The organism is Flavobacterium sp. (assembly GCF_035760125.1).
GTDB lineage: Bacteria > Bacteroidota > Bacteroidia > Flavobacteriales > Flavobacteriaceae > Flavobacterium.
In genome coordinates this window covers 14,146-31,699 of sequence record NZ_DASTTN010000079.1, presented here as the reverse complement: position 1 = coordinate 31,699, position 17,554 = coordinate 14,146, and the positions used below count along the sequence as shown (strand labels likewise).

Here is a 17,554-nt window from a genome sequence, read left to right as displayed (position 1 = left end):
TTTCTTAAAGTTATTAATTTGTTTTTAAAAGGTAATTTTAAATAGTTACCAGCCTTAGAATTTGTTTTTTAAACATAGTAACCAAACTATTAACTAAATAAAAAATGGTTTTAAAAGTGTTCAGTCATTTAAAGATCCACAATTTTATCCATCTAAGACTGTGTAACTAAATAATATATTGTATTCAATAAATTAAATTATTCGGCTCCATCCGTTTTAGCTCTGGCTACTGCAAAGTTACCAACTGTTTCGCCAAGAATCAAACCTTTTTCGCAATCACTTCTGTAATGTATGGCTCCAAACATTCTTGAGTCCGATGCTTCTTTGGCCAAAGCCTTGAAAGTTTCTGCTTTAGCGGGTAAAATATGTGACAAAACTGTGCAGGCAGCTCCACTAAAAGTAGAGTGTCCAGATACGTATGCAGGGAAATTAGGAACACCAGTTGTTGTTTTTATAGACGAATCCATTTGAGTAGGCCTTGGATTAAAATATAAGAACTTAGCATCCCAACAACTTATTGCTGCATCCATCATGGAAATGTTTAATAAAGCCATGTTTCGAGCCCATCTTACTTCACTGTAGTTTTGTTCTACAAATGCTTCAGAAGCAATGGCATTCCAGTGTCCGGGTGGAGTGTAAGTTCCAACACCATCGGCCCAGAAAGTAACAATTTCTTGATGTTTTTTTGAATTGTCTTCGCTGAATGCTTTTATTTCTGCCAACTCTTTTGCAAATTGTTCTGATTTTGTTGAAGGAGGCGGTACTGGACGACTCGCAATAACCATTTCAGGAGTCATCAAGAAAGATTTTACTTTTCCAAACAAAGGCAGCATTGGAGGTCTAGCCGGCATTTCTAGTGATTTCCATGGTGTTTCTCCTGTTGCTGCAGTTTGCGTTTCGAGTAAGGTCCATAAATTTTGATTTCCTACAGCAGCTCCAGCTCCATCTGTTGAAGCACGTGCAATAAATTTGCTTGCTATTTTTTTACCCAGACTTATTCCGGCATCAACATCGCTGCGTACATTGGCACCACTAATAATTCGGTATAGTTTTTCTTCTTCTGCCTTTTCTTGAATGAAAGCAATTTCGGTTGGGAATAATAATTTTAATAATTCAACAGTAACTCCAGCCAATACGGCGTCTTCGCAAGGATAAGATGGTAAACTGCTTTTTGGTATTAAAACAGGTAAAGTTGCATCTACAACAAATGGTGCAGGTCTATTGTATAGTTTTTTGTAATGCCAAGCAGCAATCATCGCGTCATACTGTGCAGCACTTACATAAGCATAAGCTCTAGCAGAATATGGAGGATTTGAAAATGGAAATTCTGGGTTAGCAAATGGATTTGCACCTGAAGGAATAGGGTATGTACCATCAGGATTTTGAAAAGGAGGGCGATTGTGTTTGGCAACCAGAGTTCTCATGATTTCATTCCAACGTAAGACTCCGCCAACACTCCAATAGTCAATTATAGCCTGTTGCTCTTTGGTAATATTTGCTTGGTAGCTTTTTATTTCGTTTATTTCTCTTGTGTAGGCCGGTAATGCAGTTGATATGGGAGCGTCTAATGGAAATTCATCAGGAGCGGTTAATAATAGAGGTTTCCATGTTCCTGCGAGTTCGTCTGTGTTTGTTGGGTTTAATTGTGGGAATTGATTATTGCGTTCAGAAATATCATCATTACAGGCATAATTGAATGCTACTAAAAGTATTAATAGACTTTTTGAAATATTTATTTGAATCTTATTTTTCATCTTAGTTTACTTTTTTGTTAAAATTGATCACATAAAATGCACCTCCATAAAAACTGGTTGATTGACCTACGTTTCTGCCGTCAATCACATAATTGGTTCCTCCAATGAAAGCGAGTTCCGGAATTTTTTTCAAAGTGTATTTTATATTGGTTCCCAATCGTAAAGCATTCATAGTATTGCTAGGGAAAGGCATGTTGTTTTGAGTGATATCAAAGCCTCCCGATTGTGTAACCCAATTGTCAATAATTGCCTCTGCAATTAATCTATCAGAGCGGTAACCGGCTCTACCATTTATATTGATAACATTGGGCATATCTACTTCATTGGTGTAATGTATTTCATCTGTGAAATAGGTGTTTCTTTCAATTGTGACATTGCTTCTGAATAAGTAAGCACCTGAGAAAGTGGCGAAAAATTTTCCTAGTTGGTAATCTCCCATTAATCTAAAGGTGGCTACTTGACTCCCTAAACCTAGACTTAAAGGCAAATAATCAACGGCATAATTGGAAACTGGAGTAGAATAACCTCCAAGGGCATATAGTGAATAAGTAGCATTTTTGATTTTCTTTTCAAATGGCATGTATTTTACAGTCAAAGAGAGGTCTTGGATGCCTTCTTGTCCTTTCATAGTTCCAGCCGAAGCATTTGTTTTTACATAAGGTATATTAAAAAGAACATTGATTTTGTCGGTAATTCCATAGTTACCCATTACTCCAACGGATTGAGTAGAAACCGTTCCCATATTCAAATTTTCTCTTTTGTTGGTTCCTTCCCAATACTCATCCCAACTGCTGTATTGGTAGACTGATCCAACGCAGAATCGGTTTTTGCTCATCATAATGGCATCAATCTCTGTTTGAGCATTTGCAAAAAAAGTGCCTAGTAAAAAGCAACTTAAATAAATTTTCTTCATTTTAATAAAAAGGTTTTGGTTAATATTTTTTGGTTATTTGTGGTTTAGGTTTTACAAATCGATGATTTTGGTGTATCTGTTGGGAAGTTTATTTTGTTTAATTTAATTCTGGTAACTCCATTACTCCCTTCTTTTATTTTGATAAATTGATTGGGTTTTATGTTTTTGAATACCTGTTTCTTTTGGGTTTTGGACCAAGTGATTTCTATTTCATCTATTAGTGTTGCTTGTCCAATACCTATTTCTCTTTTTAATGCTGATGACCCAAAACTGCCTCCTGAATTTACTTCTCTGTAAATGTTTCTTTTGATACCATTTTCTCTGAAACTAATTTTTAGACGAGTTCCAATAGCAGATCGGTTTATTGTTGTTCCTTCAAGTTGTAAGCTTAGCCAGTTATTAGTATTTTGACCAGGATTGAGATATAATGAGTTGTTGTAAGAATCACCAATATAAGCACCTCCCATTTCTATAAAAATATCTGAATCACCATCATTATCAAGGTCGTTAATAGCTACACCATGTCCTTTTTGTATGTTTCCAACTCTTCCTGAAATAGTAACATCAGCAAATTTTCCATCACCCATATTTCTAAAAAGACGATTGGGGATCAATGATTTATAGTCAGGATTTCCTGTCCCAATATACATGTCCAAATTGCCATCGTTATCAATATCTCCAAAGTTGGAACCCATTCCAAAAACAGCTTTGTCTAAGCCGGATTTTTTGGTAACATTGGTAAATGTTCCGTCATGGTTATTGTGGTATAGGTACATTGTACTTCCGTTATTTGGAATTTTAAAAGATTCTGTAGCAACAGTATAAGCAATGGATTGGTCAAACTGATACCCACATACAAAAATATCCAGCCAACCATCATTGTCATAATCCCAAAACCATGTTGGAAATGTGTTTAGTTTTACATCATCAAGACCTGCTTTATGGGTGACATCTTCAAATTGTGGAAAGCCATTTTTTATTCCCGTATTTCTAAGCAAAGTGCGTTTTCCTCTCACTCCCGAAAGATAGAGATCAACAAGGCCATCATTGTCATAGTCACTAGCGGTAACTCCTTTTACATAATCTTTTATTTGACAATTGGTAGCAAGGGCAACTTCTTTGAAAGTGCCATCTCGTTTGCTTATGTATAATTCCGAAGGGTAAGTTTCGTCGGTGTCAGAGTTGTTCTCATTTCCTATATACAAATCCAACCAGCCGTCATTGTTGAAGTCTCTCCAAACTCCTGCTTGGGTAGGGAATTCAGATAATAATCCACTTTTGATGGTAACATCAGTAAAGGTATCATCACCGTTGTTGCGTAATAAAGAATTGGCTTGTTTACCATATCTTCCCATCCACGCACCTCTCAAAACAAAAATATCTACATCGCCATCATTGTCATAATCGGCCTGAATCATATTCAATCCGCCTGTAAAACGACCTAAATCTGATTTGGCTGAGCAATCAATGAAGCCTCCTTTTTTATTGTTTTTGTAATAATGCATTGCACCTTTTAGTCCCCAGTCTGATGTGACAATATCTAAATAGTTGTCGTTGTTAAAATCATCAACAATAACACCACCTGCCATGTTTCGATTGTTAAGTTTTAATTTTGGAGCTACATCTACAAAAGGTTTTATAGAAAAATTAGAATTGTCTTTGTCAAGGTTTGGAATAAGCCATTGATGAGGGACTTTTGAAGGATATTCGCCCAATGTCATGTAGGCGATGTTAAGCAGCCACATGGATTCGTAATCTTTTGGATTAGTAGTTAAGAGTTGTTGGTAAATTTCGATAGCCTTTCTTGAACCGGCTTGTTTTTGATGTATTCCCAAGTTTTGAATAGGCATAATACAAGATTCTGAGGAGTGGTTCAATACACAATTTTGTCTTTCTCCCAATCGCATATAGGAAATAGCTAAACTTTTTAATATTTCAGGACTATAGCTGTTAGTGTAACCAACTTTTTTTATTAAGTATTCAAAAACGGATATTGCATCTGTTTCTTTACCAAGTTTTAAAAGAGAATTTCCTTTAAAATAATTTGTTGTTAACCTAGAATCGATTATGCTTGGATGATTAATTATGGAATCAAAAAAAGCTACCTCAGCTTGTGGGCAAAACGAATTGTCCTTGACACTGTATTTTTGATACGTACTTGCTAATTTTGCTACCATTTCATCATTTGGATTTACTTTCTTTTCGCAAGATTGTACCAATGGCAATAATAAAAACAAGGGTATGATGTGTTTAAGTTTCATATTTACTGTTTAAAAAAAATTACATTTTAACGGTTGTGTGTTTTTCTTTTCAAGCCCAATTAAGGAATTATTAAAATCATATTTAGTTCTCTCATTTGTTAAATGAATAACATTTATGAAAAACTAATTTTTTAAAATTTTGATTTTACTTGTTTTGACTCTATGGATTTATAAAACAGATTTATTTCAGTAAAAATGTTTACATGGCTAAAAATAAATTTAACTCAAACCGATAAGAGTGATTTTTTTCTTTCTCTTTTAAATTGAAGAAAATGCTTAGCATGAAAAATTAGTATCTGACAATAATTGTATTCTAAATAAAGAGAATATAATTTGTTAAATTCAATTAGCGTATTTTTTGAAAAATGACAATTCAAAATAAATTTTATTCATCGTAATTGATGATTAGTTTTGAAAGGGCGAATGAAAAATACGAATAAGAAATTATGCCAAAAGCTAGATGCCATTGTTTTTTTCATGTGAAAAATGAAAGCTAAGCCAAGTCGGGTGGAGAGTAGAATGAAGGTACAAAACCAGCATGTAATTCCTCTTTTGAAAAAGAAATTAAAGGAATTGATTCGAAAGCTGTTGTATTTGAAATTGCAATAGACTCGGGATGTTGAATAAAATAATCAATTGTAAACGTTTTGACTATTTTTTTTGAAGCGCCTTTATTTTCGTTGCTAGAATTGAAGAGTTGAATGTCAACAATGTTTTCGATTTCTTGTGTAGACAAGGAAGAATTTACATTTGGGAGATAGTACAAATTAAGGATGTTGTTCTTGATTTGTTTTTTGAAAATATGATAGCTTTTGTTGTTTAATGAGATGTTTTCATTGACATATTCTAATTCAGTATCTTCTGCAAATGTGTATAATGATGCATTAAGGTGAATTACCTTAAATTCAGGATCTGGAATTTTTTTCATAGCTGTTACCCATTCCTGCTCTTGATCAAAAGCAAAAAGCATACGATAGCCTAATGCATTGTAAAACAAGGTTACAAGTAATGTGGTAAATAGTAGTATATGAGCTATTTTTTTCATTCGTCCCAAAAATAACAATTAATATTGATTGTTGGTAATTAAAATAAAAAATTGATAAATAAATTTTAATATATTAAAAATTAAGTTAAATTATTTGTGAATTTATATTTTAATATGAATTTATCTTTGTTTATTTAGATTTTTGTAAATCAGTTTTTTAACAATTACCCTTAAAAAGTATAATTATGATTCATTTATGGCTAAAATAAGCGCTTCAAATGGTCTTAATTTACTTGTGTTATTTTTACTGGAATAATTACTAAGCAGTACTGTCGATTTTTCTAAGTTGAAATCACATTTATATGTGGCATTCTCTGATGAAAAATTAAGTAGAACAATTATTTTTTTATCCTCAAATAATCTTAGATAGACATAAACTTTTGGGTTATCTTCGTCTAATAACGTATACGTTCCATAAACCAATGTTGGTTCTTGTTTGCGTAATTGAACCAGTTTTCTAAAATAGTTTAAAGTTGAATCGGGGTCTTTTTCTTGGGCTTCAGCATTAATGGTTGTATAATTTGAATTCACTTTTAGCCACGGTTTCCCATTCGAAAAGCCAGCATTTTCATTAGTATTCCATTGCATTGGTGTTCTTGAATTTTCTCTTGAAGCTTGTTTTTGTTCTTCGAGAAAAGCCTTCAAATCTCCATTTTCGCTTTGTATAGCAATGTATTTATTTTTGGTGTCGATATCATTATAGTCGTCAATATTGTCAAAACGAATATTGATCATTCCTAATTCATCTCCTTGAAAATAATAAGGCGTCCCTCTCATTGTAATGACAAATGTAGAGAGCATTTTGGAGCATATCTCCCTAAATTCGGGAGTGTCATTTCCAAATTTACTAACCATTCTGGGTTGGTCATGATTGGCCAAGAAAATAGAAAGCCATCCTTTTTCTTTGAAGCCTTTATCCCATCTGGAATATAATTTTTTGTAGTTAACAAAACCATATTCGTTAATGTGCTTTCCTATTTCTACACCTTCAAGATGATAAGCCATGCTCAATTCATTTCGATCTGGATCAACAAAAAGCATGGCTTCTTCTGGAGATGCACCGGCACCCTCAGACACTGTCATAACTTCATAGTGACTCAAAACTTCGCGATTCATTTCTTGAATGTATTCATGTAGATGTGGGCCTCTCCCGTAAAATTTCATGATTTCGGGAATGTTACCCAAAATTTCAGGGGGCAATTCAGGAAAAGAATCATCCTTCGAAATAAACTGAAACGCATCCATTCGAAATCCATCAATGCCTTTGTCTAACCAAAAACGCATTACTTGATATAATTCCTGACGCACTCTTGGATTGTTCCAATTGAGATCAGGTTGTTTTTGTGAAAAGTAATGTAAGTAATAAGCATCGGTAGTCTCGTCATATTTCCAAGCATTGCTGTTTACATCAAACCAACTCCATCGATAAGGTGGAATTCCTTTTTCGGCAGGCCACCAATAATAATAATCTCGGTATTCATTTGTTCTTGATTTTCGACTTTCCTGAAACCAAAAATGTTCATCGCTACTGTGATTGAACACTAAATCCATGATGAGTTTGATTCCCCGTTCTTGTAATCCTTTCATCAGGAGGTCAAAATCGTCCATAGTGCCAAAATCGGCTAGAATAGAGCAATAATCACTCACGTCATATCCATTGTCGTCATTGGGTGATTCATAAATGGGATTAATCCAAATGGCATCAATCCCTAAACTTTCTAGGTAATCCAATTTAGAAATAATGCCCTTTAAATCTCCTACGCCATCATCATTACTGTCTTTGAAACTTCGAGGGTATATTTGATAGATTACGGCTTCTTTCCACCATTTTTTATCAATTTTTGAAACTATGGTGGTTGATTTATCGGGGTTTAATGGGGTATTCAAAATAAATGGTTTTAATAATTATTGTTTTATAACTGATAAATTATGGCTTCGTAAGGGCGCAATTCTTCAGATGTTGATTGTGTAGAGTAATTGTTCATTAGCACTTTAGCTGTCTTGAGATTGATTCCTGTTTTTGCGGAAGCGTTTTTGGAAGTAAAATTTAAAAGGATTAGTAATTTTTTATTGTTTAAAGTGCGAGTGTAAGCAAAGATAGCAGGATTGTTTTCGTCAACCAATTCAAATTTACCATAAATCAATGTGGGCTCATTTTTACGTAATTGGACTAATTTTTTAAAATAAATTAATGTAGAATTAGGGTCTTTTTCTTGTTGAGCTGCATTTACAATAGTATAATTTGGATTGACTTTAAGCCAAGGTGTCCCGGTTGTAAATCCTGCATTTTGTTTTGCATCCCATTGAAAAGGGGTTCTGCCATTTTCTCTGGACGTTTGTTTTTGTTCTTCTAAAAAAGCTTCCAAATCACCACCTTTATTTTTTAATGCAATATATTTATTGCGAGTGTCGAGGTCATGATAGTCATCAATAGTATTGAAACGGATATTGTCCATTCCTAATTCATCTCCATAATAATAATAGGGAGTTCCTCTCATTGTCATTAAAAAAGTAGAAAGCATTTTGGATGAAATTGCTCTAAATTCTGGGGAATCATTACCAAATTTACTCACCATTCTCGGCTGATCGTGATTGGCTAGAAAAATAGCCAACCAACCTTTATCTTTAAATTCTTGATCGTATCGAGAAAAAATAGCTTTGTATTTGACCAATCCAAAATCATTTAGATGTTTTCCAATGTCTACACTTTCAAAATGATAAGCCATGTTTAATTCTTTTCTGTCAGGGTCAACAAAAAGCATCGCGTCCTGAGGGGAACTTCCGGCACCTTCGGCAACAGTCATAATGTCGTATTTGCTGAAAACTTCTTTGTTCATTTCTTGCAAATAATCATGTAAATGAGGTCCAACCCCGTAATATTTGATAATATTTTTTTCATATCCTTTTGGTAGTTCTGGCCAAGTAGTGTCTTTGGAAGCAAACTGAAAGGCATCCATCCGGAATCCGTCAATACCTTTATCAAGCCAAAAACGCATCATATTATAAACTTCTTCTCGGACTTTTGGATTTTCCCAGTTGAGGTCAGGCTGTTTTTGTGAAAAATAATGAAGGTAATAGGAATTTGTTTGGGCATCATATTTCCAAGCTTCGCTATTTACATCAAAAAAGCTCCATCTGTAGGGTGGTTTTCCTTTTTCGGCAGGCCACCAATGATAATAATTTCTGTACTTGTTGTCTCTGGAACTTCTCGATTGTTTGAACCATTCGTGCTCGTCACTGCTATGGTTCACTACTAAATCCATGATTAGTTTTATGTTGCGTTTATGCATTTCTTTCAGCAAAAGATCAAAATCTTCCATGGTTCCAAAGTCTTTCATGATGGCTCTGTAATCGCTAATGTCATAGCCGTTATCATCGTTTGGAGAAGCATAAATAGGATTTAGCCAGACCGCATCAATTCCTAAACTTTTGATATAATCAAGTTTAGAAATAATCCCTTTCAAATCTCCAACACCATCTCCGTCACTATCCTTAAAACTGCGTGGATAGATTTGATAAACAACAGCTTCTTTCCACCATTTTTTATCGGTGTTTTTTAATAGTAATGACTTATTGTCTTGGGCTGTTAAGCTTAAGGATGAAAAGAGGATTAAACATATATATAGCAATATAATACGATGTTTTTTCATGGTTATTTTTTTTTGTCTTTTATAATTCTAAAACTATCGCTTCATAAGGTCTCAGTTCATTATTTTTTGATGGCGCTGCATAATTGTTAATTAGAACTTTTGCTTTAGAGATGTTGATTCCGGTATTTGCGGAAGCATTTTTAGCACTAAAATTTAATAGTACCAATACTTTTTTGCCTTTAAGTTCTCTTGTATATGCGTATACATTAGGATTGTTTTTGTCCAAAAGCGTATATTTTCCATAAACCAATACTGGATTTTTTTTGCGCAATTGAACCATATTTCTAAAATAATTTAATATCGAGTTTGGATCTTTATCTTGTGCTTTAGCATTCAAAATAGTATGATTGTCATTTACTTTTAACCAAGGAGTTCCTGTCGTGAATCCACCATTTGTGGAACTATCCCATTGGAAAGGTGTTCTTCCGTTGTCTCTGGCTCCACCTGTTTTTTGGTCTTCAATGAATTGCTTTAGATCACCACCTGTTTTTTGCAGTCTTTCATATTCTGCCAAAGTTTCAATATCTCTGTAATCTTCAATTTTATCAAATTTGGCATTTACCATTCCAATTTCATCTCCGTTATAATAGTATGGAGTTCCTCTCATTGATAGTAAAAAAGTAGTTAGTAGTTTAGAGGAATAATCATGAAACTCTGGCGAATCATTTCCCCATCTTGTTGCCATACGGGGTTGATCGTGATTGCCTAAATAAATTGTTCCCCAACCTTTGGTTTGGTAAACGGCATCCCAGTCTGAATAGATTTTTTTGAAATCAACTAAAGAATACGGACCCATTTTTTTGAAATAACCAGGGATGTATCCTAAATTGGTTCCTTCAAAATGGTAGCCCATATTTAGCTCTTTTCTGTCGGCGTCCACAAAATTCAATGCTGTTGAGGTTAACATTCCTGCGCCTTCGGCCAACGACATACAATCGTATTTACTCAAAACTTCGCGGTTCATTTCTTGAAGGTATTCGTGTAAATGCGGCCCACTTGCCATGTAAACATCCCAACGGCCATGATAGTTTTTGTCCAGTTCTGCTTGAGTGATTACGGGAAAACTAGGATCTTTGGAAATAAATGGAATCACATCCATTCGAAATCCATCTATACCTTTGTCCAGCCACCAACGCATCATGCTGTAGATTTCTTGTCTTACTTTTGGATTTTCCCAATTCAAATCGGGTTGTTTGAAATTGAAATAATGCAAGTAATAGGAATCGGTGGTTTTGTCGTATCTCCAACCACTTCCGTCAGCTTCAAATGCTCCTGGACGGAAGGCTGGTTTTCCTTTTTCTGCTGGCCACCAATGGTAATAATCTCGGTATGGATTATCTCGAGATTTACGGCTTTCTTGAAACCATTTGTGCTCGTCACTACTGTGATTGACAACTAAATCCATTACTAGTTTCAGTCCTCTTTCATGCATTCCTTTTAATAAAGCATCAAAATCCTGCATCGTGCCAAATTCTTTCATGATGTTTTGATAATCGGAAATGTCATAACCGTTATCGGCATTTGGGGAACTGTATATGGGGTTTAGCCAAATGATATCGACGCCCAAACTTTTAATATAGTCCAGTTTGGAAATAATTCCTTTCAAATCGCCTACACCATCCCCATCAGAGTCTTTGAAACTACGTGGGTAAATCTGGTAAACGACTGCTTCTTTCCACCATTTTCTGTCAATTGGAACTTTTTTTTCTTGGGCTAACATAGTGTTACAAATGATATTAATCAGTGTAATTAATACGAGCGAAAGTGTAGTATTTTTTTTCATTTCAGTTGTTGTTTATTTCTTTATTGGATTCATAAAAGAATCAATGGTTGACTTATCAATCTTAGGATTAGCTCCCTCTTTTTGTGCCACTAATGCCCCAATTGCACAAGCAAAATTTATTGCATTTTGTGGATTTTCTTGGGCTAATAATTTACTTAAAAGTCCTGCCAAAAAAGAATCGCCAGCCCCAACAGTATCGGCAACTTTTATTTTGTAACCACTATTGTAATAGAAATTATTGTTATAATACAAAACGGCTCCATGACTACCTTTGGTAACGCAAATATGTTTGGTATTGGTTTGTTCGGCAATAAATAGGATATTTTGTTCCAATGAATGAAAAGGTGATTGTAGATATTCACTTATTTCATAAATTTCATCATCGTTGAATTTTATAAAATCAGCTTCACGCATCAAATGATTGAGTATCTCTTTTGTGTAAAAAGGGGACCGTAAATTGACATCAAAAACAGTGTATTTTGCATAATTGATTAATTCAAATAAAGTGTTTTGCGAAACGGCATCTCTACAAACTAAACTGCCAAAAACCAAGGCGTCGGCTTTTTTTACAATAATTTCATCTTCGGGTGTTTCTATAATTTTGTCCCAAGCGGCAGGATAATTAATGGTGTAGGAGGCAGAACCTTTATCGTTCAATTGAACAATGACCTCTCCCGTTTTTAGATTTTCATCAACTTGTATGGAATCCGAATTTACCTTGTGGTCTTTGATGTATTGCAGCAATTCTTTCCCTATTTCATCATTTCCTATTCGGCTTATTATTTGAGATTGTATTCCCAAAGAAGCGAGTCGAATAGCAACATTTAATGGTGCTCCTCCAATTTTTTTATGAGTTGGAAAAACGTCAAACAAGACTTCTCCAAAACATATTACACTGATTTTTTTATTTGTTGCTTTCATTCGATGATCATTTTTTGTTCTAATTCTTCAAGTGATAATCCTTTGGTTTCGGGCATCATGAATAAAACAAATGTCAATTGCAATATCATCATGAACGCAAAAAAAGCAAAAATAGGCCAAGGGTTTTTGTGAAATATATCAATAACAACAGGGCCAAGCAAAGTAATCAATGCGGCAAAAATCCAATGAATACTTGTGCCGAAGGATTGACCACGAGCACGAACTGTATTTGGGAATATTTCGGATATAAAGACCCAAATTACAGCTCCTTGTCCAATAGCATGCGAAGCAATAAATACGAGAATGGAGGTTAACAAAATGATAGGTCCGGCATTGGTATTAAAAGCCCAAGCGATTATGCATAAGCTCAAAATATAACCAATACTGCCAATAGTCATTAATAATTTTCTACCCAAAATATCAATTAAACGCATGCCAATAATGGTAAAAATGAGATTAATGGCACCTATGAGTATTGAATTCATTAGAGATTCTTTCGAGCCTAATCCAGCCATTTCCAGAATTTCTGGTGCGTAGTATAAAATAAAATTAATGCCGGAAAGCTGGTTGAAGAAAGCAATTAAGAAAGCCAAAACGATTGGCCATCTGTATTTTTGGGTAAATAATTTTTCCTTTACAGTGGAGTCTACCACGTCTTTTTTGATTTCATTAAAATTTTCCAAAGCCTCTTCTTTTGAAAAAATCATTTCAAGAACTTTCAGTCCTGTAGCATCGTCTTTTTTGTTTAAAATTAGCCAACGTGGACTATCTGGAATTTGAAAAACGATGATACTATAGATTAATGCTGGTAATGCAACAATCCCAATCATCCATCGCCAATCATTAGCACCGCTAAAACCTTCAAATAAATAATTAGAAAAAAAGGCAATCAGGATTCCAAACACAATATTGAATTGAAAAAGAGCGACTAGTTTTCCTCTGTTTTTGGCACTTGAAATTTCGGAAATATAAATAGGAGCAGCTACCGAAGAAGCTCCAACTCCAATTCCTCCTATAAATCTAAAAAAAGAAAAAACATACGGATTAGGAGCCAATGCCGAACCTAATGCAGATACTAAGAAAAGAATTCCAATCCACAACAAGGTTTTTTTTCTTCCCCATTTATCACAAGGAATGCCGCCAAACATTGCACCCAAAACGGTTCCCCACAATGCCATAGACATAATGAATAGTCCATGAAATAATGGAGTTGTGTGCCATAATTCTTTAATGGGTAAGTTTGCGCCTGATATGACTACAGTGTCAAATCCAAATAAAAATCCTGCCACTGCTACGGTTATAGACCATTTTTGTACGTTGTTCATTTTTTGTTTTTTATTTTTTATTGGTTTTGGATGCAGAGTTTGTTTTCCAAATGCTTTTTATTTTTGAAATATTTAGGTTTTTAATTTCTTGATCTTCATCAGACCATATGCTTAATTTGGTATATGGCTTGTTAGGAAAGATTTGTTCCGTAAAGGAATAAACACCACCATTCAAGAAAATTTCTATAGAGGACCAATCCAAAATAATCTGATAATCTAAAGTTGCTGTTGTCAGATTTGGAGCTTCGGTTTTGTGAATTGATTTTCCAAAATCGGCTTCAAAATTGACTAATCCAGAATGGGTTCGGTCTATTGCAAAGGAATTCATTTTGTGGTCATAGATAAAAACTAATGAGTCATTCACTTCATTTGAAAACGTCAATTTTAAATTTTTGGTTAAAGCTTTAAAATCAATTTGAGATTGATTGAGATGATTGTACTCAAAAGTTATTTTTTTATTTGCTTGAATGGATAATAATTCTTCTGAATATTCAGGAATTTTAATTGTTTTCAATTGTTGGATAGGACAGTTTTTAAGAACATAATTGTTGCCTATTTTTTCTAGCGAAAGTTTTCTGGGTAAGGTCATGGCGCTTCTCCAGTTTTTTGTTGGAGTATTTCGCGCATACAACCAATTACTCATCCAACCAATAAAAACACGTTCGTTATTTGGGACATTATTATAAGTAACTCCAGCGTAATTATCTGTCCCATAATCAATCCACTTGATGTCTTTTTGATTTGTTTTAAAACTTTTTCCGTCATAATCGCCTATGAAATACTGTGTTCCAGAACCTCCATTTGGCGCTCCAGGGTTGATACTGATAAGTAAGACCCATTTTTCTTCTTTCGAATTTTCTACTTTTAGTTTGAAAAGATCAGGACATTCCCAAACGCCACCATGGGCACCAATATTTTTGCCAAATTGACTAACGTAGGTCCAATCAATTAAATTTTTCGAACTGTAAAATTGAGCATGATCACCGGCAACTAGAGTCAAATTCCAAAGGTTTGTCTCTGAATTCCAAAAAACTTTTGGATCTCTGAAATCTTTTAAACTGTTGTTTCCTATAATCGGATTCCCCTTGTACTTTGTCCAAGTTTCTCCTTCGTCTAAACTGTAGGCTAATCCTTGTGATTGGGTGTTGATTTTTCCTGCCTTTTCGATTTCCATATTATGATAAGTGAAAATGGCAATCATTGGAGGATTTTCAATAGAACCAAATCCAGATGTATTGTTGATATCGATAACTGCACTCCCAGAAAAAATGAGACCTAATTTGTCTGGAAATAATGCGATTTTTTGATGCTCCCAATGGATTAAATCTTTACTGGTTGCATGCCCCCAATGCATAGGTCCCCAAACAATATCTCCTGGGAAATATTGATAAAATAAATGATAAGTTCCTTTGTAGAATACCAAGCCGTTTGGGTCGTTCATCCATTTCTTTTCGGGAGAAAAATGGAATTGCGGGCGATAGGACTCTTTGTAAGGTAAAGTGGAATCTATTGCAATTGTTTCTGTAGCAGCAATAGCTATTGTGCTGTTGTCTTCTGCTTTTTTGCAAGAAAACAACAATGCAATTAGATTGAGCGCCAAAATGAATAATGCTCTATGAAGTTTCAATTGCATTGCCTTTTATTTTAAAGTTAAAAAGTTAACGAATTATAAAATTAGGATTCAATTTTGAGTTATGTCCAATTATAAAAATCGAAAACGTTTTCGAAGTCTCGAAAACGTTTTCGATTTAAATTTCAATGAGTTACAGAATAAAAGTTTTAAGTTTGATTAACTAAAAAAAAAAGAAGATATATGGTTTCAAAAGTAAAAGGGTTGTTTTTTATACTCATGGTTGGATCAGTGATGTTTGGTCAAGAAAAATCAGATGAGTGGCATTTGTATGCTAATTCTAGAGAGAATTATTTTGGAGTGGCTATGGCCAATGGTAAAATAGGTATTGTTACTGATGATACTCCTCTTAAAACCAAAGAAATTATACTGAATGGTGTTTATGATAGTAGTCCTGAAAATGGAATCAGTAGAATAGTGCGTGGTATAGAGTTTTTAAACCTCCATCTGAGCATAGATAATCAAGAAATTCAATCGAATAATATCTCCAATTGGAGTCAGATTGTAAATATGAAGGAAGGAACGAGCACCACTTCGTTTTCGTTTAAAGATTTTGCGACTATCAATTATACAATTTTGGCTAATAGAGCTGTGCCTTATTCGGCTATGGCAATTGTTACTATTATTCCTAAAAAAGATGTCGAAATTACGGCCAATAATTACATGACTGTCCCTGATGAATTAAAGGATGCAAAAAGTCAGTTTCGCGTGTTGAAAGATAATCAGTATTTAATGCCTGTTTTTGGAACTACTGCTAAAACATTGACTGGTAAATATGTAATTTCGGCTGCTACGACTTTTTTATTTGATGGGGAAAATGAAGTCCTGAAACAAAGTGGGAATGAAGTCGGTTTTTCAAAAAAACTATTGAAAGGAAAGCAATATCGATTTGCCATTGCTGGGGGGATTTGTACTTCAAAAGATTTTAGTGACCCATTGAATGAATCGGAAAGGCAACCGATTTATGCTCTTCAACAGGGAATTGATAATTTACTGAATCGCCATAAACAGGCGTGGGCTGAATTATGGAATTCAGGGGATATTCAAATTGAAGGAGATTTAGATGCTCAACAGCGCGTTCGATTTGCATTGTTTAACCTGTATTCTTACAATCGCCCTGAAACGAGACAGAGTATAGCTCCTATGGGTTTGTCTTCTCAAGGATATAATGGGCATATTTTTTGGGATAGTGAACTTTGGATGTATCCTACGCTTTTGGCATTACAGCCTGATATGGCTAAATCATGTTTGGATTATCGTTTCGATCGTTTGGAAAAAGCCAAACAAAAAGCAACTATTTATGGATACAAGGGAGCAATGTATCCTTGGGAGTCGGATGACACAGGTGAGGAAGCCACTCCAACTTGGGCTTTGACGGGAATTTTTGAGCAACATATTACTGCAGATGTAGCTATTGCTTTTTGGAACTACTACTCTTACACTCAAGATAAAACTTGGCTAAAAGAATCGTATAAGGTACTGAAAGAAACTGCTGATTTTTGGGTAAGCCGCGTAATCAAAAATGATGATGGCAGTTTTTCAATTCTAAATGTTGTGGGCGCTGATGAGTATGCACAGCATGTAGATGATAATGCATTTACTAATGCATCGGCTATCGAAGCTTTGAAAAATACAATTAAGGCGGCTACGATTTTGAATGAGCCTATAAATCCAATGTGGGTGGAAGTTTCAAACAAGTTAATAATCCATTCGGAAAATGGGGTAACCCAAAATTATAAAGGATATAAAGGGCAAATGATTAAACAAGCCGATGTGAATTTATTGGCTTACCCTCTGCATGTTATTACAGATAGAAAGCAAATTGAAAAAGACTTAGAGTATTACACTGAAAAAATTGACAAAAAAGATGGTCCAGCAATGGCATCGGGAGTATTATCAGTTTTGTATGCAAGATTAGGAGACAAGGATAAAGCATATTCTTATTTTGTTAAATCCTATTTACCTAATAGTCGTCCTCCATTTGGAGTATTCTCGGAATCGGCAAATAGCAATAATCCTTATTTTGCAACAGGTGCGGGAGCAATGCTTCAAGCTGTTATTTATGGTTTTGGTGGAGTAGAGCAGACAGATAAAGGATTGCAGTATAATAAAGGGCTTTTGCCTAAACAATGGAAATCTTTAACAATAAAAGGGATTGGTGTTGACAATAGAACCATTTCGATAAAATAGCTACTAATTTTTATTGCCATTAATATTAAAAATGCATTTATGATTTAAATGTATTTTTAATATTAATGGCTTTTTTATGTCT

The 17,554-nt window shown here is 34.4% G+C and carries 11 protein-coding genes; 1 reads left to right on the top strand and 10 read right to left on the bottom strand.

The genetic code is table 11. The annotated features are described in order from the left end of the window. Positions 1 to 197 precede the first annotated feature (197 nt). The 10 genes from VFS71_RS03335 to VFS71_RS03290 form a co-directional block, all read right to left on the bottom strand. Entirely contained in the window at positions 198 to 1,754 is a 1,557-nt protein-coding gene (locus VFS71_RS03335) for a phosphatase PAP2 family protein (RefSeq protein WP_326399367.1), read from the bottom strand. Position 1,755: 1 nt separating this feature from the next. Then, positions 1,756 to 2,667, bottom strand: coding sequence for a hypothetical protein (locus VFS71_RS03330; protein WP_326399366.1), 912 nt, complete (start codon positions 2,665 to 2,667; stop codon positions 1,756 to 1,758). A gap of 44 nt (positions 2,668 to 2,711) precedes the next feature. Beyond that, a complete protein-coding gene (locus VFS71_RS03325) occupies positions 2,712 to 4,928 on the bottom strand; it encodes an FG-GAP-like repeat-containing protein (RefSeq protein WP_326399365.1) in 2,217 nt (738 codons plus the stop codon). Between the two features lie 493 nt (positions 4,929 to 5,421). After that, positions 5,422 to 5,973 carry a hypothetical protein gene (locus VFS71_RS03320; RefSeq protein WP_326399364.1) on the bottom strand — a complete coding sequence of 184 codons (552 nt, stop codon included), beginning with the start codon at positions 5,971 to 5,973 and terminating at the stop codon, positions 5,422 to 5,424. A 183-nt stretch (positions 5,974 to 6,156) separates the two neighbouring features. Further along, a complete protein-coding gene (locus tag VFS71_RS03315) occupies positions 6,157 to 7,860 on the bottom strand; it encodes an alpha-glucosidase (protein WP_326399363.1) in 1,704 nt (567 codons plus the stop codon). Between the two features lie 26 nt (positions 7,861 to 7,886). Continuing rightward, positions 7,887 to 9,623 (bottom strand): alpha-glucosidase, encoded by a 1,737-nt coding sequence (locus tag VFS71_RS03310; RefSeq protein ID WP_326399362.1) that lies wholly within the window; start codon positions 9,621 to 9,623, stop codon positions 7,887 to 7,889. A gap of 19 nt (positions 9,624 to 9,642) precedes the next feature. Continuing rightward, positions 9,643 to 11,406, bottom strand: coding sequence for an alpha-glucosidase (locus VFS71_RS03305; protein ID WP_326399361.1), 1,764 nt, complete (start codon positions 11,404 to 11,406; stop codon positions 9,643 to 9,645). A gap of 12 nt (positions 11,407 to 11,418) precedes the next feature. Further along, complete coding sequence (locus VFS71_RS03300; RefSeq protein WP_326399360.1) at positions 11,419 to 12,327, bottom strand: carbohydrate kinase; 909 nt, start codon at positions 12,325 to 12,327, stop codon at positions 11,419 to 11,421. Further along, complete coding sequence (locus VFS71_RS03295; protein WP_326399359.1) at positions 12,324 to 13,652, bottom strand: sugar porter family MFS transporter; 1,329 nt, start codon at positions 13,650 to 13,652, stop codon at positions 12,324 to 12,326. Before VFS71_RS03295 ends, VFS71_RS03300 begins: the two co-directional genes overlap by 4 nt. 10 nt (positions 13,653 to 13,662) lie before the next feature. Then, entirely contained in the window at positions 13,663 to 15,285 is a 1,623-nt protein-coding gene (locus tag VFS71_RS03290) for a glycoside hydrolase family 32 protein (protein WP_326399358.1), read from the bottom strand. 180 nt (positions 15,286 to 15,465) lie between these two features. Here VFS71_RS03290 and VFS71_RS03285 point away from each other — a divergent pair, with 180 nt between their 5' ends. Then, the gene (locus VFS71_RS03285; protein WP_326399357.1) at positions 15,466 to 17,472 is read left to right on the top strand and encodes a glycosyl hydrolase family 95 catalytic domain-containing protein; all 2,007 of its coding nucleotides are present in this window, start codon (positions 15,466 to 15,468) and stop codon (positions 17,470 to 17,472) included. Positions 17,473 to 17,554: the final 82 nt, after the last annotated feature.